Annotated in this window: 18 protein-coding genes and 1 pseudogene; 9 read left to right on the top strand and 10 right to left on the bottom strand. The window is 34.3% G+C overall.

Going from position 1 to position 24555, the window contains the following annotated elements; genetic code table 11:
- Window positions 1–127: 127 nt before the first annotated feature.
- The gene (locus tag NMY3_RS06980) at window positions 128–505 is read left to right on the top strand and encodes a hypothetical protein (RefSeq protein ID WP_196818189.1); all 378 of its coding nucleotides are present in this window, start codon (window positions 128–130) and stop codon (window positions 503–505) included.
- An 810-nt stretch (window positions 506–1315) separates the two neighbouring features.
- Window positions 1316–2596 (top strand): NRAMP family divalent metal transporter, encoded by a 1281-nt coding sequence (locus tag NMY3_RS06975; protein WP_196818188.1) that lies wholly within the window; start codon window positions 1316–1318, stop codon window positions 2594–2596.
- 318 nt (window positions 2597–2914) lie between these two features.
- Here the strand turns inward: NMY3_RS06975 and NMY3_RS06970 are convergent, their stop codons facing one another.
- Complete coding sequence (locus NMY3_RS06970) at window positions 2915–3139, bottom strand: hypothetical protein (protein ID WP_196818187.1); 225 nt, start codon at window positions 3137–3139, stop codon at window positions 2915–2917.
- Between the two features lie 942 nt (window positions 3140–4081).
- Between NMY3_RS06970 and NMY3_RS06965 the strand changes: the two genes are divergently transcribed.
- Both NMY3_RS06965 and NMY3_RS06960 read left to right on the top strand, forming a co-directional pair.
- Entirely contained in the window at window positions 4082–4273 is a 192-nt protein-coding gene (locus NMY3_RS06965; RefSeq protein ID WP_196818186.1) for a hypothetical protein, read from the top strand.
- A gap of 841 nt (window positions 4274–5114) precedes the next feature.
- Window positions 5115–6821 (top strand): PQQ-dependent sugar dehydrogenase, encoded by a 1707-nt coding sequence (locus NMY3_RS06960; RefSeq protein WP_196818185.1) that lies wholly within the window; start codon window positions 5115–5117, stop codon window positions 6819–6821.
- A gap of 616 nt (window positions 6822–7437) precedes the next feature.
- On the opposite strand, the gene NMY3_RS06955 is transcribed toward NMY3_RS06960, so the two are convergent.
- On the bottom strand, window positions 7438–8784 hold the full coding sequence (locus NMY3_RS06955; protein ID WP_196818184.1) for an extracellular solute-binding protein: 1347 nt from the start codon (window positions 8782–8784) through the stop codon (window positions 7438–7440).
- A 104-nt stretch (window positions 8785–8888) separates the two neighbouring features.
- Between NMY3_RS06955 and NMY3_RS06950 the strand changes: the two genes are divergently transcribed.
- Window positions 8889–10055, top strand: coding sequence for a cache domain-containing protein (locus NMY3_RS06950; protein ID WP_196818183.1), 1167 nt, complete (start codon window positions 8889–8891; stop codon window positions 10053–10055).
- A gap of 799 nt (window positions 10056–10854) precedes the next feature.
- On the opposite strand, the gene NMY3_RS06945 is transcribed toward NMY3_RS06950, so the two are convergent.
- Window positions 10855–11262 carry a hypothetical protein gene (locus tag NMY3_RS06945; protein WP_196818182.1) on the bottom strand — a complete coding sequence of 136 codons (408 nt, stop codon included), beginning with the start codon at window positions 11260–11262 and terminating at the stop codon, window positions 10855–10857.
- Between the two features lie 292 nt (window positions 11263–11554).
- Here NMY3_RS06945 and NMY3_RS06940 point away from each other — a divergent pair, with 292 nt between their 5' ends.
- Complete coding sequence (locus NMY3_RS06940) at window positions 11555–12160, top strand: YncE family protein (protein WP_196818181.1); 606 nt, start codon at window positions 11555–11557, stop codon at window positions 12158–12160.
- A gap of 35 nt (window positions 12161–12195) precedes the next feature.
- Here the strand turns inward: NMY3_RS06940 and NMY3_RS06935 are convergent, their stop codons facing one another.
- Window positions 12196–13089, bottom strand: coding sequence for an IS5-like element ISThar1 family transposase (locus NMY3_RS06935; protein WP_196815659.1), 894 nt, complete (start codon window positions 13087–13089; stop codon window positions 12196–12198).
- A gap of 73 nt (window positions 13090–13162) precedes the next feature.
- Between NMY3_RS06935 and NMY3_RS06930 the strand changes: the two are divergent.
- A pseudogene (locus NMY3_RS06930) lies at window positions 13163–13507 on the top strand (YncE family protein); the annotation flags it as partial.
- A gap of 729 nt (window positions 13508–14236) precedes the next feature.
- Window positions 14237–14695: a hypothetical protein gene (locus NMY3_RS06925; protein WP_196818179.1), complete on the top strand. Its 459-nt coding sequence runs from the start codon at window positions 14237–14239 to the stop codon at window positions 14693–14695.
- Window positions 14696–14944: 249 nt separating this feature from the next.
- Here the strand turns inward: NMY3_RS06925 and NMY3_RS06920 are convergent, their stop codons facing one another.
- From NMY3_RS06920 to NMY3_RS06910, 3 genes are all read right to left on the bottom strand, one after another.
- Window positions 14945–15115 carry a hypothetical protein gene (locus NMY3_RS06920; RefSeq protein ID WP_196818178.1) on the bottom strand — a complete coding sequence of 57 codons (171 nt, stop codon included), beginning with the start codon at window positions 15113–15115 and terminating at the stop codon, window positions 14945–14947.
- 200 nt (window positions 15116–15315) lie between these two features.
- The gene (locus tag NMY3_RS06915; protein ID WP_196818177.1) at window positions 15316–15906 is read right to left on the bottom strand and encodes a hypothetical protein; all 591 of its coding nucleotides are present in this window, start codon (window positions 15904–15906) and stop codon (window positions 15316–15318) included.
- Between the two features lie 308 nt (window positions 15907–16214).
- Window positions 16215–17153 carry an NADP-dependent oxidoreductase gene (locus tag NMY3_RS06910; RefSeq protein ID WP_196818176.1) on the bottom strand — a complete coding sequence of 313 codons (939 nt, stop codon included), beginning with the start codon at window positions 17151–17153 and terminating at the stop codon, window positions 16215–16217.
- A 574-nt stretch (window positions 17154–17727) separates the two neighbouring features.
- On the opposite strand from NMY3_RS06910, the gene NMY3_RS06905 reads away from it, so the two are divergent.
- On the top strand, window positions 17728–20154 hold the full coding sequence (locus NMY3_RS06905) for an amino acid permease (protein WP_196818175.1): 2427 nt from the start codon (window positions 17728–17730) through the stop codon (window positions 20152–20154).
- 381 nt (window positions 20155–20535) lie between these two features.
- On the opposite strand, the gene NMY3_RS06900 is transcribed toward NMY3_RS06905, so the two are convergent.
- From NMY3_RS06900 to NMY3_RS06890, 3 genes are read right to left on the bottom strand one after another with little or no spacing between them, the layout of a single operon-like run.
- Window positions 20536–22488, bottom strand: coding sequence for an ATP-binding protein (locus tag NMY3_RS06900; protein ID WP_196818174.1), 1953 nt, complete (start codon window positions 22486–22488; stop codon window positions 20536–20538).
- A gap of 59 nt (window positions 22489–22547) precedes the next feature.
- Window positions 22548–23675, bottom strand: coding sequence for a BMP family lipoprotein (locus tag NMY3_RS06895; RefSeq protein WP_196818173.1), 1128 nt, complete (start codon window positions 23673–23675; stop codon window positions 22548–22550).
- On the bottom strand, window positions 23668–23937 hold the full coding sequence (locus tag NMY3_RS06890; RefSeq protein WP_196818172.1) for a hypothetical protein: 270 nt from the start codon (window positions 23935–23937) through the stop codon (window positions 23668–23670). Before NMY3_RS06890 ends, NMY3_RS06895 begins: the two co-directional genes overlap by 8 nt.
- Window positions 23938–24555: the final 618 nt, after the last annotated feature.

Below are 24555 nucleotides of genomic sequence, written 5' to 3'. Positions count from 1 at the left end.
ATCATTTTACAGATGGATGGATGTATCTTACCATTTACACAACTGTTAACAGAACCATTGTAGTCCATTTCTGCTAGATAGATTGTATTTTACTGAAGTTTAAATAATAATAGCTTAGATCACTTTAATGAACGAAAATACACTTCCTTTTGAAATTTCAAAATCAGAGGGAAATGAAATAAAAGTGTTGTCTGGACTAAAGAAAATAGAAATCTATGTAAGCCCGGGACAAGTAAACGACGTAATACTTGTATTAGACGAATTGAAACTTGAAGCAACTTTATACAATTCCCAAGGCCTAGGAAAATCTAAACAAACACTAAGGGCTGGGAAATCAGGTGGTCAGAATAGAATAATTCCATCAGATAGAAAAACTGTAGTAACAATAGCAGAAGCTAGTGTGTTAGAGGATTTAGTAGAAAAAATTAAACATCTGAATGATAAGAGTGACAGAAAGATTGGGGTTTTATCAATTCAGCCGGTAGATGCTTTGGTTCATTTATGATATGTAGGCAAGTATTTATGGTGAGAAAAAGCCCCGTTACTTTTTTTATAGTTGTGAAAAGAATGACATGTATGATAAAGATTTTTTATGTTACTGATAGGTACATTTTTGACTACCATCCTATGAATGCACGTAATACAATAATGATAACCAACAAGCTAAAACCAAAAATAATGCTAGGAAAAACATAGTTAGTCGTTAGTAAGACATCTTTTGGTAAATGAGAGGACAGCAGAAGATTAGGAAATTCAATTACATTAAACATCCTATACATTCTAATTCTTCATTTACTTCGCAAGGAAAGTAGGTATTAGATACTATTGTTCGCTATAATTACAACTGAAATTTTCGGCAGAGAAACATTAACACTCCAATATTAGTAACCTCACAAACTAAAACAACATCAGATTTTCTTGCAACTATAGATAATTGACAGAGATAATCAGTGATGAAATAAATTATTTGGACATTGACATTGTTAAGAATCCTATTTTAGAATTAGTTTCTTATATGTGCAATTTAGCTGTGTGGAGAAAATAAAATTTCCGTACTAAATAGATTTGGTAAGGATAAAATGGAGTTTACCATCTACTTAATTTCTTGATAATTTACACTTCCTTCTATTGCTTTTCAATCTCAATTTTAATTTGATGAGTTATCAAAGCTATGGTATTAATTAAGATTTATTTACATTATTCTGACGTACTAACATACTGTAGGTTAAGAGTTTCTCTATGACTACATAAACAAGTCAGTTCACCTTTTTTTCTATTCTTATATATTACTCGTAAATATAGCAATTCAGAGGAAATGTCAATAAAGTCCTTTCTCAAGTCTTTGGGACCTGGCTTAATTACAGGGACAGCCGATGACGATCCATCAAGTATTGCAACATTTGCTCAGGCTGGAGCAAAGTTTGGACTGGGAATGCTATGGACAGTGATTTATCTAATTCCTTTGATAATAGTAATTCAAGAAATATGTGCTAGAATCGGTTTGTTAACTGGGAGTGGCCTTGGAACAATCATCAAAAAAAAGTATTCTAGAAAAATTGTCTTACCCCTCATTTCTCTCCTTTTAGTTGCAAATACAATAAATGTTGGAGCTGACATTGGTGCAATGGCTGCATCGGCTAGCCTTATGTTCCCTCAAATATCTTTGAATATTTTTAGCATATTTTTTACTGCATTTATTATAATTGCAATTATTATGATACCTTATAAAAGATATATTAAAATATTAAAATATTTGACTCTTTCACTTTTAACATATATAGTAACAGCATTGATTGTAGGAGGTAATTGGTATCAAATTTTAATCGCTACTATAGTTCCCCATGTTGAATTCACCGCTGACTTTGCAACCATGCTTGTAGCTATTCTTGGAACCACTATTTCTCCTTACTTGTTTTTTTGGCAAGCTTCTGAAGAAGCTGAAGAAGAAGTTGTACACCACAAGATAAAGGAAATAGGTAAAGGAAAACCCAAGGTTTCAAAAAAAGAAATAAAATCAATGGGAACAGATACCATGGTTGGAATTGGTTTTGCACATTTGATCACATGGGCAATAATTGTTACTACAGCAGGAAGTCTCCATGACAATGGTATTACAGAAATACAAAGTGCCGAACAAGCCGCAAAATCACTCGAACCTCTGGTACAGTCTTTCCCTAACTCTGGAGAAATTGCCAAATCAATTTTTGCGATAGGTATTATTGGAACTGGTCTTTTATCTATACCTGTACTGGCCACTTCTACTGCATATGGATTATCGGATACTTTCGGTTGGAAACAAGGGTTAAGTCAAAAGTTTGGACAGGCAAAGGCGTTTTATTTAGTTATAATCATATGTGGAATAATCGGTTTAGGTATGAATTTTCTTGGTATTAACCCCATTACAGCACTAATATATGCCTCAGTTATTAATGGAGTTGTATCAGTGCCCATTATTTTTGTAGTTATGAAACTATCTAATGATAAAGAGATTCTTAAGGAAAACACAAATGGACGTCTTACAAATATTATTGGTTGGACCACCTTTGTTATAATGTCTATTTCTACAATTATTATGTTCATTACTTTTGGAATATAACCATTTTCATGGGGAGTTGAATGATAGCGAAATCCTAGAGACGTTAGGGTCAAGAATCAGGGCCAAAATATTAGATTATCAAACTCTTCACTTTAGGTTTTTTATATTTATTTTATTATTAACGCTCTCACATAATATGTGGATACTTTAAGGTATAGAATTTAGGGTAAACCATAGCATCCTATCAGAGTTTGAAAAGATGTTTTGTAATTTTTTTGAACGCATTTAACATTCAGAATATCTCGTAACTGATAATTGAATCTCCCATATTCTTTTGTAAAATAAAATAAATTGCATATCAATTACTTCCCCTTCATATTACATTGGTGAAATTAATATCTTAGGGTTTAAGGATGTATCATGATGACATGGTTTCTTACACAAAGGACAATTCTTTCTATCTGTATTAATACAACCACATATATGTTCAGGAAGAGAGCCTTTTGAAGCTGTTGTGAATTCTCTAATACTAGTACAAGCGGAACATACAATGCCGGTAGTTCCAGAGGATACTGTACCACCACAAATCTCACATGTTTTCATTTCGTCAATTCTATGTCGATATTATTGATAAACCCTGCCATTTTCATAAAAATAAGAATTTATTACTGGTCAGATTATTAAGAAAACCTTTGATTTCTAGTTCCAAAACATTATTTTACATAAATCATTACTACAAATAAGTAGCGGATTCTGTAGAAATCATGAGGATATCCACGTGGGTCTGATGAGTTTTTTCTGCCATATAAAGCCATATTCCGTAGAGTAATAGTTACAAGATTGGTGCCTGATTTGAGGGTATCTTGTCGGATAACTATTCTAATCCTAATCATTTAATTGAGAATTGAATTTTCTATTATGTTTCTTATACTAAGATGAATCCATAATTCTAAGAATTCAAAACCTTTGAGTATTAGAATTCGCTCTCTTTATGATGCCGATCTAAATCCATAGAAAGGGTCGCTATCTTGTTTGGATCAAATCGGTTCATGTTATGGATGAAACGCTAGATCACCTAATATTACAAACCATATCATTCCTGAAAAGATGATGCTGACCAACGAGTAACAGACTGCCTGACTGTCATTCAGAAACTCTATTGCCTTTGAGTTGAAGGACTACTAATCCGTAGTCCCCATTTTGGCGTCATGAGTATCATCGGCTCTACGATATACAATTTGTAACGTTTTTATCAATTCCTCTACAATGAGATCCTGTAAAATGCACTATTCAAGGCAATCCGTAAAATGTCTAGGATCTCCACAATACAATACTTAATGTAAAATCATTTGGGTTACGCAGATGCTGACTATCCTTTGTCATATCATTCTTAAAGTTCTTTACAAACTCTGCCATTGTCTATTCTTTGATACAATAGCCTTCTTACTAGACCCACAACAGGAAGAATATTCAGGGGTGTTTTGAAATGAATATATTCACAAAATACCCAATACCCTTAAATCGATCCTTTCATTGGTTGTAAGTATGAATATTAAAAAGATCACAGGCCTCTGCATAATGGCTTTGACTATTCTTGTATTAACAATTCCAGCCATCTCTGTTACCCCAACGGCCGATGCTCAGAATAATACCAGTAGTAATCTTACCGGACAATTCGGTAGCTCTCAAGCAGAAGTTGAGGCACAGTGTTCGCTTAGCCCGGCTTGCATTACCTGAAATTACAATCTGAAATATCAATGTCTAACGCAGCCTCTGTAAAGTTAACTATAAATTTACAGAGTTTATCTGCACTAACTACTTAAGTTCTAGAAAGTGTTACTACCGAAAAAATACAATGGAATGTAATTTTCGAAATAATTTTTTCATGGTCACTGAGATAACATGTCTAAACAAGTTCATTACGCATAATACTCGCGATATTAATACTGACTCTATAAGTTTTACCACATTGAATCTACCTGGCTAAAAGAAAAAAATCTTTAATCTTTTATTCCAACTCAGATAATAACTAGGTCTTTTTAAAATAGTAAAGTTCAAAAAAATATCGAGTTTTATGTTATTAAGAATAAATAACACTAGCTTAAATGCATTAAATTTGTCAAAAAATATATTATGTTTGGCTCATTTTGTGAACCCTTTAATATTTATTTATTGCCTGATGTCATTATCTTTTTTAGTTCTTCATAAATTTCCTTAATTGGAGGTTCTAAACCTTAAATTATGTTTGATTTAATGTGAATGACTCTAAACGTGACAATAAAGTATATAGCGATACTAGTATATTGGATAGAAAATGATAGAGTATTCAGAATTTACCGTGGCAAGTCTATGGACATTATTTTTATCAATCTCAGTTTGCATTTTGTTTAGAAAAGGGATACTTGAAGTTTTAAGAATCAAATATTAATTATCTATTTAATGATATTTTACTATAACTCAAATATTATACTTAGGTCATTTTGATTCAATACGCAAGATACAAAAATTTTAAGTAGTGGCAGATATACTAGGAAATTCATAAATACTCTTTAATACGCCAATTCATGATCAGTAGTCATTGCTAAAAAAAACAAGTAGTAAATTATTTGTTTTATCTGCTCTTTGCATATTTTTATTATTTTATTCAAATTATTCTACGATTAATTTATCCTATGGAGCATATGCTAAAGCTCCTGTAGCGCCCAATGGACCCACTGTAAAAGATAAAGTGCTCAAGGTGGAAAAAGTAACCGACGGATTAGAAAAGCCTACGAGTATGGCATTTTTAGGACCTAACGATATTCTGGTCACTGAAAAAGAAACCGGGAAGGTAATGCATGTTATAGATGGTCAGATACAGGATACTCCAGCAATTGATGTATCTGTGGCTACTGACATAGAAAGAGGTTTACTAGGTATTGCTTTAGCAAAACAACCAGATGGAAAAATCTATGTTTTCCTATCTTATACTGAATCAGGCAACGATGCAGATGGTAGCGATTTTGAAGACAATGTTGACCCATCAGGTAATAGATTATATCGTTATGAATACGTTGACGGGCAACTGGAAAATCCTACTCTGCTACTAGATCTTACTGCAATTCCAGATAATGGTAGAGGAGAGCACAATGGAGGCAAAATCCGAATTGGTCCGGATAATAACGTCTACTACATAGTAGGAGAAGTGGGAGGACATAGGACCCAAGCACAGAATATTGAAGATGGTCCAGAGCCAAATGGACTTGGCGGTGTACTCAGAGTTACTCAGGATGGCGATATCGTAAAGGGCGATGTCATATTTGGCGATGAATCCCCTCTTAATTTGTACTATGCAATGGGTATTCGCAACAGTTTTGGTATGGACTTTGATCCCGTGACCAGTAATCTATGGGATACTGAGAATGGTCCGACGGCGGGCGATGAAATCAATTTAGTCTATCCCGGCTTTAATAGCGGTTGGTCATTGATTCAAGGATTTTCAAAGAATGATTTTATGGTTACTGGAGCAACACCTGATGACTTGGTATATTTTGGGAAAGGATCATATTCTGAGCCAAAATTCTCTTGGGTTACACCAATAGGCGTTACAGCATTGGAATTCTTGAATTCCAGTAAGTTAGGAACAGGATATCAGAATAACATGTTTGTAGGCGACATAAATAATGGTCTTTTGTATCGATTTGTTCTTAATGAAGCACGAAATGACCTATCCTTTGATAATGGATATGCAGAAAATACAGGACCACTTGCAGATAGAGAAGTTAACGACCCCAAAGAAAATCAACCCATAGTATTTGGTCAAGGTTTTGGCGGTATAACAGACCTACAAACAGGTCCAGATGGATACCTGTATGTTTTAAGTTATACTGGTTCTCTATTTAGAATCTTGCCTTCTTCTGGTAATATAACAAATTGGACTAGCACAGCCTCCATCGGTACAACAACTAAAGGTCAGCAACAAGAACAGTTGGACAATAATGATCAAATCAATTCTCAGAATGACAATTCTGTTCCTGCAGTCATAGTAGGAATAAATGGTGATAGTTCCTACTCTCCTAATCCTATTTCAATAGAAAAAGGTCAAACAATTACATGGTATAACGGCGATACTATATCCCATACAGTAACCTCAGGACAAGATAATGACAAGGATGCAGGAGAAGTCTTTGATTCAGGTGCAATAATATCCAACCAATATTTCAGCTTTAAATTTGATGATTCCGGTGAATACCAGTACTATTGCATTTATCACCCTTCAATGGTTGGTGAAGTAAAAGTAGATTAAGTATTACATAGTAATTCATTCTATGGAGTAGAAACATGAGAATTTCGATGAAACAAAACACGATTTTAAGAATAGCATATATCCATTACAATACATCCACTCTTTTAATCGAATATTACTTATTTTTTTACAATCCAAGATTACAGGATCAACGAAGATTCTTTTTGAAAGTAGATTTTAATATGTCATCTAAATCTGGATTTGATATTATATCCAACGGACTTGATACAGATATATCCCTCCCTCTTTATTAGCAATATTATAGACATATTTGTTTGTAGGATTGTAAATAATATCTCATGGTCTTTGCCTACTTTAACGGCATCCAACACATTATTTGAATAGCTACCTATTATACATACAGTTTCTATAGCGTTATTAATTACATAGATTATTTCTTTTAATAATTGTAAATAGAATAAAACCCAGCGGGCACTTTTATGTTTTTAATACTTCCTTTCTTAAATATCATTTATAGATTCAATGATGTAGATAAAACTGAGACAAACAAATACTACCGTAAAACGGAAAAGTAATAAATTTCTCATTTCTAAAGTCGATAATACCAGTAAAATATGTTTAGTGAACATCATTTGATATAATTGATATTCGTGAATTACAACCAACCAAGCACTTTTGCAGAAGCAGAGGCAGCATCATCTAGAGATCGTTTAGGGTCCGCCCCCTTATAGAGAACGCTATCTAGTGCCTCCTTCACAAACTCAGCTATCTGAGGATACTCCCTGATGTTGGGTCTCTCATGACCAGAGGGAATCATTGAAATCAAATCATTATAATATGGTATAACCCTCATTGGTTCTTCCGAAAAAGGACCCTCGCCAATTTGGATCTGAGTCGGCAAATTTGCATGGTTTACGAGATACGGACCAAGAATATCTGGTTCTAGCATAATTGTAATAAGCTCCCATGCGAGATCCTTGTGAGTTGAAGTTGAAGGTATACTGAACAACCAACCTCCCATTAAGGTAGAAGTCTGATTGTCTTCATGTGGAACAGGAAACATGGGTATAAATCCGACCCTCTCTTCAAATGCAGTTCGGCTGTCGGCAGTCGTTATAGGTATGTGATGCTGTAGGGCCTCTATCATTACAGCAAATTTTCGATCAAGAAACTCCTCTCCCCAGAAATGATTCTTTTGAGGTTTTATGCCCGCATCCACCTGATCCTTTATAAACTTCATCGCCCTTACTCCTTCGCTATTGTTAAAAGCAGGAAACCAGTAAGTACCTTTTGTGGGATGTCCTTCTCTCTCCTGCAAGATATTTCCACCGAGCATCCAAAGATATGGATACCATAGATCCGGGGAATGCCCAGCTCCTGTAAGATGAACCCCTTCTATCCCTTTAGGCCGAAGCACTGAATTTAATTGCTTTGCCGCAGCGATATATCCGTCCCATGTCTTTAGTGAGTTAGGATCAACAGAGGCCTCGTCTAGTAAATCCTTCCAGTACCAAATTCCTCTTACATCAGTCCATGCCCATATGCCATAGATATTCTTATCTACTGCACCGCCATCCCAATTTACTTCATACCAATCTTTCTGACGACCCCAGGTTTGTGTGTAGTTTGTAAGATCCGCAATTAATCGGTCCTCAGCAAACTCTCCAAGCCAGATCTGGTCAAGCGTAATAAGATCAATTGGGATGTGGTCCGAAAGAGTCGACAATAACTTCTCTCTTGTTTCATTATAAGGAAAAGTTCTGTAGTCGATGTTGATGGTAATATCAGGATGTCCCTCTCTAAGCCTATCCAGAGCTGGTCCAATCAGCGAATTCCACCTTGCTGGATCGCCTTGGTCTTCAAGGATTGCGGAAAGTGTGACATTCTCTTTGTTCGACGAGTTATCTATCTGTTGTAAATTACTTCCAAAACTTAATGAATAATTCGCTAAAATGGAAACTGCTAGTACCCCTATAGCGGTAATAAGCGCGGATCTTAGCAATCTTATAGTGACATACATAGCCAAATATATAAGCCTAAATTCAAATTCGCACTTATCTCAGAACTGGTTAATAAGAACTAGGATGGTAATAATAGTGGGTCTGATTGGACAAAGTTAAGAAAATTGGTATAATATCAGTAATCTTGATTTTATCTCTATCCGTAGGATTACTTATCTACAATCAGAGCATCACTGAGGAATCGGTTAGAGACAGGTTCATTGAGGAGGAGAAGGAGAGGCAACTTGAGTCCACAAAGAGCATTTCCAATCATATCCAGTCAGATCTTAATCTTGTAATTACTATGTTAGATGGATTAGCTACATCTAAATACTTTCAAGAAGGTGATTTAATGGGAACAGAACCAGAAACGTTACTAAAAGAAAAGTACTTCGGCTACAGCGATATTGTAAATCGGCTCTTTGTGATTGACAAGGACGGAGTAGTACGCATGAGCTTAGCACCTAGAGGAACTGAAACCTTCCTGGGACAAGACTTCTCGCTAAGAAACTGGGTCAAAGACACCAAGACCAACCTCAGTCTAACACTATCTGGCGGATTTGAAAGACAGGGTATCTATAGGGAATTCATAACATATCCGATAGTCAATAGAGAATCGAACGAATATATAGGAATGGTAGGAGCCGCTATTCCCACCGAGCCCTTTTTTGCAAAATATGGAAATGTGGAACTCGGGGACAGACAATTTCTGGTCGCTTTTGATCGATCTGGGACCATCTTAGCCAATGGTGCGGACAAGAAATTGATGGGGCAGAACTATTTTGGGGACTATGTACAGGATTTTATAAATCGCAATACAATATTGAACAATCTTACGCACGCTCTCTTGATGGGCAACTCGGGCTACGCTATTTATGACTATGGAAGAGGAGAAAGACTGACTACTCAATCTCCTATCATCATCGGAGATAGACCTGAATTTTTTATACAGATTGTAACACCGACGGACCAAATTCACTCACAAATTCGACACGTAATTTCCGACGAGAATATAAAGATGATAACCTTATTTACTTCAACCTTTGCTGCCGTAGTAGTATTGATAATACTTCTAGCTAAGTGGAACAACACTCTCATCAAAGAAGTTGAAAAAAAAACGAGAGAACTATTTGAGGCTGAAAAAAGAAGAAAGGAAATAGAGGAATCTCTCGAGTCGATGAAAGAATACGTAAATGATGTATTGAAGGAGGCAAAAACTGCCATGCACATCAGGAGACTCAGAGGCTTTGGAGGAAGAAAAAACGTATTCTAAGAAGTTAGGTAGAAGTTTCCAAAATGATAAAATGAGTAAATTTATCATTTTTTTATTTATCTGTTTGTAAAACTTGTTTAAAAGAATTGTTATGCTATGTTGGTTAGGTGGGATTAGATCCCGCATAGTATAAGGGTCAGGTCATATCAAATACGTTTGTTATGTTACTAATTTGTATGATAGGATAAGCCTCCCTGTAAGACCTTATCGTTTAATATTCTTTGAAATTTCCCATGAGAAGAGGTTATGGATTAACTTCTCATAGGTTAGAGACATTGGTTCAAATTCTCCAATTAAAGCAATGTTAATTTAGAATTTAAGCTTTAAGGAAATTAAGTTCTAACATGCACAGCTACTAAGAAGGAAAACATATTGTACTTTCTAGTATTAGGGGGATGCTACTCCAGTCAATACTCGAAATGCGACATATGGTGATTGATCTCCTAAACTATAATCTAAAAAATTGTTCATTATTAGAGGGCTCCACATCAGACTTCTGATTGCTGCCATTCCCTTTGGCCCTTATTAAAGATTCATTACATATCCGATGCAGGTTCGGTGAGACGAGTATGAAATTTCGCACTAGTTTGCAATATTTTTTAAAATATTTGTAATCTGAAATGTATTATCTATATTATTATCCCGAAATTGATTTCATGTGTTTATGAACCATAGTGGAATGTGGATCGAGCGATGAGATACTTCATTAATCCATGCCAAATCAAATCCTTAATCAAAATAATGTTTTAAATATCAAAAAAAATATTATGTTTGATTCATTGTGTGAACCCTTTAATATTTATTTATTGCCTGATGTCATTATCTTTTTTAGTTCTTCATAGAATTCCTTACTTGGAGATGAAGTGGATAAGGATGTTTGCCATTGTTTTTCAATTGTTCTAACCGCTAATTCAGTCGCTTTGTCTATATTACTTCCCCAATCTCTTTCAATTATTTTCTTTATCTTTTCTACATGAACTTCTTTTAAAGCTTCAAAGAAGGCGCTTTCCAATAATTTTTTTGCACCTTCAATTGGATCAACGTTGCAGCCTGAACAACTACCGCTGCTACCATGATGCATAGTTTCACATCCACAACTATTGCATTCATAAATATCTGAATACTTGTTATAGCCATGGTAGGATGACCCTCTTCCTTCTCTTCCATAATGAAATTCGCAATTTGAATCACATTGATTTCCTGTCATCAATAAATCACTTTGTAATAGTTACTATAGAAAAGTAAGTATATAAATTGGTAAGTGACATGATTGTAAGTAGATGAAATACGGGTAAGTAGATAGAGAAAATAACTATCCCGAGTAGATGGATAATCAAATAAAGCCAAGTTTCCTAAAACAGAAATTTCTAGAGGTATAATTAATAATCTTTGTTATATTGTTATTTGAAAGTAAAGATTTGTGAATAAGGTAAGACATTCATTCTCTTGTTCATCAAAAAAAAACCCACTATATACTGATGATTCTACTGGTGGGAGTAATGATAATTCCAATTTCAGACATTTACAAGGTATTTGCTCAAGAAAGAGTAATATCCATTATACCTGTAGAAGATAATCCTGTTGGAGTAGCGTACAACCCTAGCTATAACAATGTGTATGTAGCAAATCATGGTTCAAACACAGTCTCTGTTATAAATGAAAACAATGTGGTGGTTGATACCATACCAGTTGGGGATAGTCCTTTTGGTATAGCATATAATGCGGATAACGGTAACATGTACGTAACAAATCTCTTTTCAGATACAGTGTCTGTAATAGATGATAGTAATGTGGTGGTTGATACCATACCAGTTGGCAATGGTCCAATTGGTGTAGCACATAACGAAGGCAATGGTAACATGTACGTAACAAACTTTATTTCAAGAAGCTTGTCGGTTTCAGATGAAAACAATGTTGTGGTTGATACGATAGTGGTCAGGGGTTTGCCGAGTGGAGTAGAGTACAACCCTAGCTATAACAACATGTATGTAACACTTTTTAGCTCAGAATCTGTATTAGTTTTAAATGAAGATAACGTCGTGGTTGATACGATAGTGGTAGGATTTAGCCCATTTTTTATTGAATACAACTGCTTTGTTGCATAATTCCTTATTCTCCGGTTATCATCATGATCATCATGTTATATTCTTCTAAAAATGTTATACAATGATACTTTTATCATGATCTCCTTTACCATGTTTTGAAACCTGTTTGCTGATGTGTATTCACCAAACATTCTCTTTATAGCTGAGAACACAGTTTCAGATATCCATCTCTGTCCGTATTTTCTTTTTGTCTTCCATTTCAACAGATCCTTTGCTTGTAACTTTACTTCGTTGTTCCTTAACCTATTGTTTTTAGGAGAAACAATAGAGTTCCTTCTTACCTTTATACCTGGATTGATCTTTTTGTCCTCAAGATACACAAAGTTTGGATTTGAATCATAGGCTCCATCAGCTAGTACCGATTTTATCTTTACAGTGTTTGGTTCTCTCGAATCCAAAACATGATTGACTAGTTTCTTTAGCATTTTCCCATCATGTACCTTCTCATCTGTCACTTCCAAAGCAATGATTTTCCTGGTCTTTATGTCTACAGCAACGTGGATCTTGAGATATCCTTTTCTATTTTGTGTATTCCATTTCTCATCCATCCACTGACCTCTGTTAGTAATCTTGATACCTGTACTGTCTATTGATATTATTAGGTCATCATCGTCATCCATCTTGTCTCTTTTAATATCGATGTTTAGCTTGTTGATTCGTTTACAGATGTGACCATAACTTGGTGGATTAGCAGGTAACCTTTTTCCTGTGGCCTTAATTATACCTTGGGTTTGTCTGTATGGTAGGTGAAATAAATAGCGAATGTAACCAATGGCCAAGATGAAAGAATCTGGAAATACAAATGGTTTACCCTTTTTGTTTATATTCATATTCTCTATCTCTGAACCCCAACCATCAAGGAAATCATACGAGAAGAGGATCTCACCGCGTTGAACTAATGAGCGATTGTAAGAGGGCCAGTCTATCACAAATAATCAATCTGTTCATTCCAGCTAAATATGTTGAGTTAGGCGACAAAGCAAATACAACCCAAAAAACAACTACATGTATGTGACAAACGAAGCTTCAAGCTCTGTCCCTATCATCGACCAAAATAATGTGGTGGTTGATATCATACCAGTTGGGATATTTCCATCTGGAATAGCCTTTAGTGAGGGCAATGGAAACATGTATGTGGCTAGCGCTGGTTTAGACGCCGTGTTTGTGATTGGCGAAACGTCTTTACCAATAAATGGTATTAAAGGTTCGGGTAACAATATAAATATTCAAGTTCAGGAGAATTTCGGAAATGATATAGGAGGACAATCTGATCTTGGAGGAACTTATTCTGACTCACCCATACACCAAGGACAGTATGCAAATCAGGATAGTAGTGTAGTATATTGAAAGTAGCCGGTGATGAAATACAAATAATCTAGTTAGTATTTATGTCAAATGTCATGACATTAGCCAACTCATTTCCTATTCAAAAGTATAAATATAATGTACAAGATTACTTGATTATATCTTATCTCGTTACTGTGTATAGTATCGAATTGGATTTGGCGATATGTAAAACATTAATGCGTAAACGTAACGGTTAAGTAGACTCACCATAATACTCACTGAAGTAGGGGACCGTTGCGAAGAAAAAATGAAATTGGGGTTCCAGCTTCTTAAAACACCAATTTTGATTTGTGACGATGGATTGAAGATCATACTGCAGCTGTAATTATAATGGTCATGTTCCTGCTTTTTTGCCATTTGAAAACAAAGTTATAGATAAAATATAGATGAAGCATTCAAACAACTATTCTATAATATTGCACACTTTGAAGCCTTTGGAGAATTGGAAAAAACTATTTAGATGCTAATGGATGAGGATGAATCTAGAGGTTCCATAGCATTGAATGGATTCCCGCTCCCGGAAATATAATACGATTTATTAGAATCCAATTAAATTAAAGGATATAATACATTCTAAAAGCAAGGAAGACAGTTTGGGATAGGAGTGTGGGTCTACAAGTAAAACCCGTAATTCTAACCACAAAAATAAATAGATAAATAAGACATTGTTACCATGTATAATATTATAATATGAATCAGTTATTGCACTATCTGATTAAAGCACATGAAATGGATTGGGATATTAAGAAAAGTCTTGAAGATAACGCGTCTAAATTAATCTTGACAAGCGGGATAATAATCCCGATATTCTTTGGCTTGGTATTGATTAGCGACAGAAGTCTTGATGTTGTTCAAATATTTTTTCTACTATCAGTTATTTTTTTTGGAATGATGTCAATACGGTATGCAATAAATCTCATAAAACCGACCTCATTTCCAAATATAGTGGATATTAACAAGTTTATTGACTCCCCCACTGGTGAACTTGATAATCTCTCAATATCAAAATTTGAGAATAAGGACGAGAAAGAATTTGAAGACCGTGTAATTCAAATCTATATCAAAATGATTGATTTTAATAAGAACGAAAACAACCGGCTTGCTATAATTATTAACAAGTCATTCAAGTGTTTAAAGTTTTCACTCTTGTTTATTTTCTTATTTGTCCTTTCCATATTCTTCTTTTAACATGTTGATCATTCTCACGACAGAGAATATCAAGAATTAAGAAAAAGTAAGATCCATATCAAAAGTATTTTAAATTATGTTTATTTTTCTATCAAATGCAACGGAAAAAAGGAAATTATAGCAATTGGTAAAAAGTTAAACGAGTAAATCAAAGTTATTCGATCCGTCTACTTCTTTCCGCTACAATCATCATAGTTTTCATAGTGGTATTATGCCCCTTAAACAAATATGTCGAACCCAAGAAACTTATCACATGATTGTAGCCTTTGTTACGTTTTTTCTTTTCGCTCTTTTTATCCTTGCATAGACGAGTAACTGGTTTCTTTCACCATTAGATTCAGGTGTAAGTGTATTTAGGAGAAAATCATGTTTATCCCATATAGCGTTACTATATATGATAGCTAGTTCGGTGGAAATCATGATGATATTCACATGAGTCAAGCCCAAAAATAAGTTTGTTTTTTTAGATAAGTTTCTTACATAGATAAAAAAGACAAAGGTCAGAAAACTGAATTTAATTTTAGTATTGATTAATTTAAAAATTTTGAGTTTGTTTAACTTTAAAAGGAAAAACCAATGAGCTAAATTTTTTCTAGTTTTTGGTTTTTCTTATTTCATTGTTAATGATTTGTGGACTTTGTGGTAGTGTTGGTAGATGCATTTACGTTTGAACTAGCTGCTGCTGCATCTTTAACTTCTGCTGCTAATTGTCTTGAATTTTGTTCAAATACTCTTGCTGTGTTTACTCCCATGTTTGAAATGTGTCTTGAAACGTCTTTTGTTTGTTGTAGTAATGGTTTCCATGTATCAAGGGTTGAGAAAATAACGTTGTTCGAAAGCCTTATGGTGGATACGGTGTTGTCTGCAACGTTACTGACAAATCTTGTATATGCACTAACTGCTGCCTCAGGAGAAAAGAAGTTGGTGACTAATCCAGTGTATATCTCATTATATGGCCTCCATACTGATTGGAGTGAATTAACAACTTGTTTTTGAGAATCAATATATTCTTCTGAAATCTCTTTAGTAGTTTGTAGTGATTGCTCCTGATAGCTATTTACAATGTCATTAATTCTTGGAATCTGTTTTTTTGATTCATCTATTGATTTTTTGATATTGTCTTTAGTTTCATCAAATGATTGGTTAACTGATTCTTGGAAATCATTGGTATTAGTTGAATAATGTTGGTTAGTTTCTGTTTTCTTTGACATACTATCTATTAGGTACCATACTATATAAACACCGGTATCAAATGGTTTTTAAAGTCTAAAATTGGCAAAATACGACCACAATTGGTGAAATGATTAATAAATGCTGATACATGACTAAGATATATATCTAATCAATGACAAACTAGCTCTTTTTCAATTATATTACACAATTGTTATAATTTTTATATATCTATATCGTTACTATAATAGGTAGCGTGTTCGGTGGGAAGGGTGTGAAATTTCATACAAGTTCAAAACATTCTATAGGATATTTGCAAACTAAGGTGTAGTTTTTTGATCACATTATATCATATTGTAATGACCACTTTTCCTCTAGGATGGTTATCTTTTTGGTAATCTAGAGCTTTGGCAGTTTCAGATAATGGAAATGTCTTTTCAACATTTACTTTGACATTATTTTGGTCTATCCATTGTACCAATTTAGTCAATCGTTCACTCGTTGTTTCAGTAAATTGAAATATCGCTTTGACTCCATATTGATTCATCAAATTCGAATCTGGTTGCTCTAACATGGAAACAATAGTTCCATTATTTTTTAATACTTTAAAGGATTTCTTGTAGGTCTCACCGCCCACAGTATCAAATGCTGCATCATAGTCATGTAGAATATCATCGAAATTTTGTGTCGTATAGTCAACTATCTCGTCTGCGCCTAACTGTTTAACAAACTCCTTATCTTCTGACTTTACAGTTGTTCCCACATAAGCTCCCAAATGCTTTGCGAGCTGTATTGCTATTGTACCAATACCTCCCGCTCCTCCGTGTATTAGGATTTTTTGATTTTTTGATAATCCAATGTTATCGACAAGCCCCTGCCAGGTGCTAGCACCAACAAGTGGCAAACTAGAGGCTTCTATATGATTCAAAGTTTTAGGTTTAACCGCTATACTTTTAATATTGGTCAAAGCCAATTCAGCAAAAGACCCTGAACCGCCAGATAATAGAGAAGCTTGTCCGTAGACTTCATCACCTATGTTGAAATTAGTTGACACATTCTGTTCTAATTCTTTGATAACGCCTGAAAAGTCCGTTCCTAATGTAGCTGGGAATTGAAGTGGAACCATTTGTTGAAAGTATCCTTCACGAATTTTCCAGTCAACCGGATTAACCCCGGATGCCTTTACCTCAACAAGAACCTTGTCGGTAGACACTCTTGGTATAGGGGCATCATTATTTATGTCGACAACGTCGCTACCACCGTACTTGCTGATTTGAATTGATTTCATTATATTATATTATGATTTGATTAGATTTATGGTTGCTGCGAATAAATGTTAAATTTTTCCGCAACTTTGGTATTTAATATCTGTTTGATATATACAAAAATCAAAAGTAGACAATATTGTGTAAGAAACCCAGTGATTATTATGTTAAAAATATCACGTTTGTAATAGTTTTTTATAGTTCAAGATCTTTCCAAATGTTTTGACGTTGGCGGATACATGCATGGGGATTAATATCTGGATACTATGCGGGTTCGGTGGAAACACTCACAGATCTTTGAGTAATCTGACAACATGTAATACTATATTCCCAATTAATATCGTAGATAGCAATTGTCTATTAATTTATCATTTCCAAAGGAGACCAAATACCTCCGACTGGTATAGAATAACAGATTACATTATCATTTTTTATCTTCATATAAGACTCTTTAATATCTGAAATCAAGGCCATCATTTTCATTAGATGAATAATATCTTGGTATAAATAAGTATATATTTTCCAACAAGTATTTTGATGTTATAATTCAATGAGAATTATCCCATATCCTAGATGTTTAGGGTCTGATTAAAATTTATGTCTACCAAAGACAACCATTCTTTCACCCCAATCCACCCACACCAGCATAATCTAGTTCGTTCTCTAAATCTATTAGATATTGTCATGGTTGGAATAGCCGCCATGATTGGAGGTGCCATTTTTGTGTTAACTGGCCCTGCTATTGGTTTAGCCGGAAGCGCAGTAATTATTGCCTTTATCATAAACGCCATTATTACCCTTTTTACTGCTATGGGTTATGCCGAGTTAGGCTCTGCATTACCTGAAGCTGGAGGAGGTTACCTGTGGGTTCGAGAAGGCCTTCCCAGGCCCAATGCTTTTTTTAGTGGATGGATGTCTTGGCTTGCTCACATAATCGCTGGGAGTTTGTATGCTGTTGGCTTTGGTTCTTTCTTTGCAAGTTTCTTACAATCAACCGGTATACTTTCTATAGATAGTCTATTTGGAATTATTCCTATTGATAAATTATTTGCAGTTATTGCTGTGGCGATATTTGCATTTGTGAATATTAGGGGAACTTCGGAAACAGGTAAAATTGGAACAGTCGTAACGATGTTTCAATTAGTAGCAATTGTTTCTATCATAGTCGCGGGTTTGTGGACAATGGCCAATAATCCTAGCTGGCCTGCTAATTTTTCTGATTTTATGCCAATGGGCCTAGGCGGCTTGGCCGCTGCGATGGGTTTGACATTTATTGCTTTTGAAGGCTACGAAGTTATCGTTCAGTCGGGCGAAGAAGTTAAGAATCCCAAAAGAAATATTCCAAGGGCAATTTTCATTTCCCTTGCTCTTGTAGTTTTGATGTATTGTCTTGTTGCTTTCGTTTCTATTGGTGCAATTTTTCCTGATGCTGCACCCGCTTGGCAGTTCATAGGATTAAATGGGGAATTGGGAATCTCAAAGGCCGCAGAACTATTTATGCCGTATGGATTTTTTGTCGTTTTAATTGGCGGCATAGTTTCTACATTAGCCGCTTTGAATGCTACAACATTTTCTTCTGCTCGAGTTGCTTTTGCTATGGGGAGGCACTATAATTTACCCCATAAATTAAGTGAGATACATCCAAAATTCAAAACGCCGTTCATGGCTGTTCTTTTATCAACATTGATAATGGCGATAATGGCTTATGCACTGCCACTTGAAGCCATAGCTCAAGCTTCTGCTGTAATTTTTCTACTTTTGTTCACACAGGTAAATGCCTCAGTTATTAAAATACGTAGAATGTATGACAACACACTAGACTACGGATTTAGAACTCCATTTTTCCCAATCATACCTGTAACTGGCATTGTATTAATGATGGGATTAGCACTTTATCTTTTAGTTATAGCTCCTTTTAGTTGGTTAATTACTGTCTTGTGGGCTTTAGTTGGTTTTGCAGTCTATAGGATATTGACTTTTACCAAAGAGATAGCGAATTATTGTCCAATCGTTACAACTGAAGGTAATCTTTCAAGAAAGGATTTTAGAATTTTAATACCCTATACTGCTGATGACCCTGACAGATTAATTAAATATGCAATTAGGATAGCTCGAGAAAAAGATGCAGAAATTAATATTGTAAGAACAATAACTATTCCTCATCAGACTCCACTGTCCGCAGGAGTGGCATTTATTGACTCAGCGAGAAACGCATTTGAGCCATTAAGAGATTTGCTTAATAAAGAAAATGTTGTTTACCATTTCCTCTTAAGAGTTTCTCATGATACCACTGAAGCAATATTATCCACAATAGCAGAACAAAAAATCAATTTATTGATAGGTGACTATGAATATATTAGAGCCAGTAATAAATTACAAAATTTAATAACGTGCGATTACTTGGCAATCCGAGCACGTAGGGATGATGCCTTACTTGCTGTAGAGCGGGAAGAATTCTATAAAATCCAACAATCTTTAGGTATTAGAAAAAACATGGTAATTCTTTATGATGATGGAGACAACTCTAACGAAATATTACGAGTAACTGATTATTTTGCAAATAGTGGAAACTTTAACCTTATTGTTGTAGCGCTAAACAGAAATACTAAAATGATTAATGAGAAAAAAACTGAATTCAATAATACTGCAGAAAGGAAGGAATACAAATCGGATTATTTAGCACGAAAGGAATATTTCAAACAGGCTGGAGTTGATTTTAATGAAATTTATGTTTCTGGGGAGATTGAGAAAGATGCCATGCAATTTGGAAAGCTCTTGTTAGAATCTGTTCTTGTGTATAATCCTGATTTGATTATTACAGAGTCAAGTTTAGGAAAATATAGTCTGCTGTCCAAATCAAAATTTGCTAATCTTTTAATATATCAGGTTAGATGTCCTGTAATCGTTGTAAAAGATGTCGCATTTCCGTTGATTCATTTTTCTATGCGAATAGTAAAACAAATTACTGGACGTATGAATCCTCTTTATCTAACAAAATTAACAAGGCGCCACAATGCAAAATAGGCCTTTTGCTACCAGTACGATAGAAAAAATGATGTTAAATGATACATAGACATCTCAATTCATTAGTTTAACTTCAGTATTACAAGTTATTTGTTTGGTGGTAGTTAGCAAAGTCCATTTTAATATCTACAATAGACATACTAAACGTTATAGAATACTGTTGTAGCAGGATCAATAAATTTAGAAATACAAAATATTGTTTGATAGCGAGTTTTGGTAGGTCGCGATTTTAAATAAAATTGATTACTATGATTAGTAGTTGATTCGATGCAAATCATGAGGACATCCACATGGGTTTGTTTGTTTGGTTTCCATAATACATCTAAATGAAATAAAATAAAAACGATAGATATAGAAAATTGGCAATAAGGCATATTATGATCATTTCGTTAACGGCAATGTGAAGTAGAATGTAGCCCCTTTTCCATCTTTATTATTTTCAGCCCATATCTGTCCTCCGTGTGTTTCAATTATATTTTTCACTATATACAATCCTAGTCCAGTTCCTTGATATGATTTCGTAGCAAACTTTGTAAACAACCTTGGTAAAATTTCAGAGTCTATGCCTATTCCACTATCCTTAATTGATACCATCACCACCTCTTCATCGGTATTATCTCTTATATTCTCGCGGTCCATTGATTCAGCACTATGATTACTTTTTATAGAACCAATTTCATTTTTTTGAAGCCTTTTAGCTGAGATAGTGATTGGTTTGTTATTTGAAAATTTTATTGCATTATTTATTAGATTTGAAAGAGCTTCAAAAATCCTTACTTTATCTGCAGAAACGATAACTGGATATTCTTGTGGTTCAAAAACTATATCAATTGGATCAGAAGAGTTACCATGAAGTGAACTAAGACTATTTCTATTGTGAATATCTTTAATTACATTTTGTATTTCTTCGTTCATATCGAAGGATTCTTTATGCAACTCCAGGCGATTACCTTCTATTCGTGAAGTATCCAAAATATCGTTAACCAATTTCTCAAGTCTTTGTGCGTTTCTATAAGTTGATACAAGTCCATATGCAAAATCATGCAACCTATCTTCATCTTTGGCTAGTCTCTCTAATTCTTTTCTGATGTCAACACGGCCTATTAACGACGTTTCGAAAATAGAAGGAATATAAGTCATTTTGATTAATTCCAGATTCCCTGAGATCGCCTGTGTAGGTGTCCTCAACTCGTGGGCAGCTATATTGATAAATTCTTTCTGCATTGTGTCATTAATATTAAGTTGTTCGTTGGCTATGTTAAGACGCTTGTTCGACTCTTCTAAATCTTTTGTTCTTCTATTGATTTGTTCATTCAATATACTATTCAATTTTATCAAAAATAGAACCAAAATTACAATTGCAGTAGTGATTCCCGCAATCAGCATGTAAAACTTTGATCTCTCTTCAAGTAAAGTTTTATCAATATCAGAGTAAACCGATGCAGTTGGTGTAATTAAGAAAACAAAATATTTGGATTTTCCATCAACAGAAACAGGATGTCCAGTATTTAATCTTTCTCCGGTTCCAAAATCATATACTGCAAAACCGCCAAATAGTCGACCATTAAAAACATCTTGATAATATTTGTTTTGGATATCGTTATGATTGAAAAAGCGTTGAACTTCATCACTAAACAAGCTCATGCCTAAAAAGTTTGTTCTAGGAGTGGATATATAATTTGAATCTCGATCATAAGATACCAAAAATCTTGAATCGATGTTATATACATTTCCATATCGTGCAAAGAAATCTACAGATGGTATTTCTACTCCAACCATTCCGATATATTCTCCATTGTCTCTATTTATTATTGGAGAGGTTAATGCTATTTTATGAGTGCCATCAATACCTTTAAAGCCATTTGAAAATACAGGATTTAAAGTACTCCTTGTTTCATTAACGTAATCTCGGAGTGAAATATCTATGTTGACAAAACTTCTTTGTCCTTCTGATACCTTGTTATGCGTTATTATGTTATTGTTATCTGCAACAAAAAGCCCATCGATTTTAGTAATGTTGTTAATTTGATTAAATCGTTCTCCCACTAGGTTACCAACTCTGTCACCATATAATTCTCCCTGTTGTAAATAAATAGAATCAGATAATCCTTGAAGAATCGCTGCTACCAATTGAAGATCGGCACTAACATGCTCTGACAGAGCTTTTGTAATTTCGATCTGATTATTTTTATGTGCTAGAAAAAGGCTGTCTCTAATATTTTGTTCCGAAATATTTTGTTGGAAGAATAATAAAGAATAAGATCCAGCAATTAAGAGTATAATCGAAACAATAGCTATTTTTTTTCTTCTGACAAATAGAAAACCCTTCCCCAATTTGCTTCACTGTTTGAATGTTTTTAGAAGGATTAAAAAAAAGATATTTGTCAAAGAACTTACCCCGTGTTATTAAGATAGTTTCCAATGTTATTTGAATATCTCTCAGGTACTTTGATATTACCGTTGATGATATCTTCTTTTAACTTTTCAAGCCTTAACTTAACATTATCTGAAACCGTATGTTCAAGGCTATGGAATGGTGCTATATACACAATTCCATCCCCTGATGCACCCTTTTCTGCTTCTAGCCCCGGTTTAAATATTTGCCCACTGAAATTACTGGTTTTAACTAGAGTAATAATTCGATCAAAGGCCTTTTCGGCATCTAATACAAAGGATGTAAGTACAGTATTAGGAGCTAGTTTATTTTGGTCAGAGATTGCACCAAAGGCGTATATTCCTCTTTCTTTAGCAGCTTCAATAACACCGTGGCCAGAGGTATCAGCCACTTGTAATAAAAAATCTGCCCCCCTGTCTATTTGAGAAATGGCCGCTTTTTTTCCTTTGGTGGAATTATCCCAATCATCTAAATAAGTAACAAGTATCTTCACGGCAGGATTAACATCCTGTGCGCCTTGTTTATATCCTTCATAAATATTAATCAGGTTAGGATACCTTTCTCCACCCACAAAACCGATTATCCCTGTTTTTGACATTGTTGCTGCGAGTGCGCCCAATACATATGTTCCTTCTTGTTGCATCGGATAGATAGAAGCCACATTACTAGAGTTAACAAGTCCTGTAAAAATTACAAACTTTGTTTCGGGATAATCTTTACCTACCTTAACTGCGGGTTTTCCCCACTCAAAGCCATGAGATATTATTATGTCATAGCCTGAATTGGCATAATCTCTTAATGTTTCTTCTATTTTTGGAATTGGTACGTTCTCTTTATAATCAACCATATAGGAATATTTTCCCTCTAATGCCTGTGCTGCGTTGTATCCGAATGCTCCCCACCCTGCATCACTAAATAAGCCATCCGTCAGGAAAGCTATTTTCAGTTTTTTTTCAAATTCTGATGCGGGATGGTTTTGTGAGGGTGCTGATATTGATTTTTCTAATTTTTTCGTATTGTCGGCACTTATTGGATATATACTAGAAGAGAAAATGACAAACACTCCAAACATGATAAAAGCAAGCATAACTATGGTCTTAATATACAAAGTTATCTTATTATTCATCTAATTTTAACAAGTTAATATTTGTTATTTCATTTGTAGTAAAATCTAACTTGATTATTTTTTGCATTACATGGGTATTGTCCTTTTGGTTTAACTTCTTTTTCAAAATATTCTCAAGTCTTTTGGATGTATGCTTGGTCTCATAGAAGATTCTGATACAAGGATTTAGCAGATTATAGCTTTTTGAACTTTTTCTTCTTTTACCATTAATTATTTTGTCTTTGGAATTAACTAAAAATTTAGGCTTATTGCATATATTCATAATTATGGATAATAGTTACGAGATATTTAAAAATTGTTGATTAATTCCATAATATTGCAAACTTAATATTAAAAATAATTTCAAATATATGAGAAAGTAGTAAAAACTATCCCCCTTGATGAGGAAGAGACTTCAAGTCTGCGGAATCATTTAGAATTTTCACTCGGAGAATCAATACTGCGACTTTGTATTAGTACATTTAGATCTAATTAAGGTGGATCGGTTACTTTCTGTAGTTGTGCACAGTCAACTATGACCATTTTTTTCCCTATTGAAGATCTGATACCTTCGGCTCATCCTAACATTATTTAAAAGGACTTTTAATATTAGTTAGATTATTGACTCCTAATTTGTCAGGAATAGAATTAGTAATACTATTGGTCGATATCACATGGGAGTTTTCCTCCATGCTGCTGTAACCATTTAAATTATTGATTTAGTTTTTGTATCTTTTCTATGTAGGAGGTAGATAGAAATAAGACTCCTCTTAGCTCTAAAACCAGTGTAATGCCAGTAGTATTTGTTTACAGTGGTTGATATTACAAACCAAATAATGGTATTTACTATTATGGAAAATAGAAAACCATAATAATATGCAATAAATGTTCCAGTTATGGT

This window comes from Candidatus Nitrosocosmicus oleophilus (assembly GCF_000802205.1).
Lineage (GTDB): Archaea > Thermoproteota > Nitrososphaeria > Nitrososphaerales > Nitrososphaeraceae > Nitrosocosmicus > Nitrosocosmicus oleophilus.
The sequence above is the reverse complement of the archived record's forward strand: the minus strand, read 5'-3'. Positions and strand labels throughout refer to the sequence as shown.

What these genes read in the sequence shown, in the direction of transcription:
- NMY3_RS06975 (WP_196818188.1), top strand. Translation starts at nt 1,316, where the DNA reads ATGTCAATAAAGTCCTTTCTCAAGTCTTTGGGACCTGGCTTAATTACA.
- NMY3_RS06945 (WP_196818182.1), bottom strand. Translation starts at nt 11,262, where the DNA reads ATGACAGGAAATCAATGTGATTCAAATTGCGAATTTCATTATGGAAGA.
- NMY3_RS06895 (WP_196818173.1), bottom strand. Translation starts at nt 23,675, where the DNA reads ATGAATAATAAGATAACTTTGTATATTAAGACCATAGTTATGCTTGCT.
- NMY3_RS06965 (WP_196818186.1), top strand. Translation starts at nt 4,082, where the DNA reads ATGAATATTAAAAAGATCACAGGCCTCTGCATAATGGCTTTGACTATT.
- NMY3_RS06915 (WP_196818177.1), bottom strand. Translation starts at nt 15,906, where the DNA reads ATGTCAAAGAAAACAGAAACTAACCAACATTATTCAACTAATACCAAT.
- NMY3_RS06905 (WP_196818175.1), top strand. Translation starts at nt 17,728, where the DNA reads ATGTCTACCAAAGACAACCATTCTTTCACCCCAATCCACCCACACCAG.
- NMY3_RS06925 (WP_196818179.1), top strand. Translation starts at nt 14,237, where the DNA reads ATGGATTGGGATATTAAGAAAAGTCTTGAAGATAACGCGTCTAAATTA.
- NMY3_RS06980 (WP_196818189.1), top strand. Translation starts at nt 128, where the DNA reads ATGAACGAAAATACACTTCCTTTTGAAATTTCAAAATCAGAGGGAAAT.
- NMY3_RS06970 (WP_196818187.1), bottom strand. Translation starts at nt 3,139, where the DNA reads ATGAAAACATGTGAGATTTGTGGTGGTACAGTATCCTCTGGAACTACC.
- NMY3_RS06910 (WP_196818176.1), bottom strand. Translation starts at nt 17,153, where the DNA reads ATGAAATCAATTCAAATCAGCAAGTACGGTGGTAGCGACGTTGTCGAC.
- NMY3_RS06920 (WP_196818178.1), bottom strand. Translation starts at nt 15,115, where the DNA reads ATGATTTCCACCGAACTAGCTATCATATATAGTAACGCTATATGGGAT.
- NMY3_RS06890 (WP_196818172.1), bottom strand. Translation starts at nt 23,937, where the DNA reads ATGAATATATGCAATAAGCCTAAATTTTTAGTTAATTCCAAAGACAAA.
- NMY3_RS06940 (WP_196818181.1), top strand. Translation starts at nt 11,555, where the DNA reads ATGATAATTCCAATTTCAGACATTTACAAGGTATTTGCTCAAGAAAGA.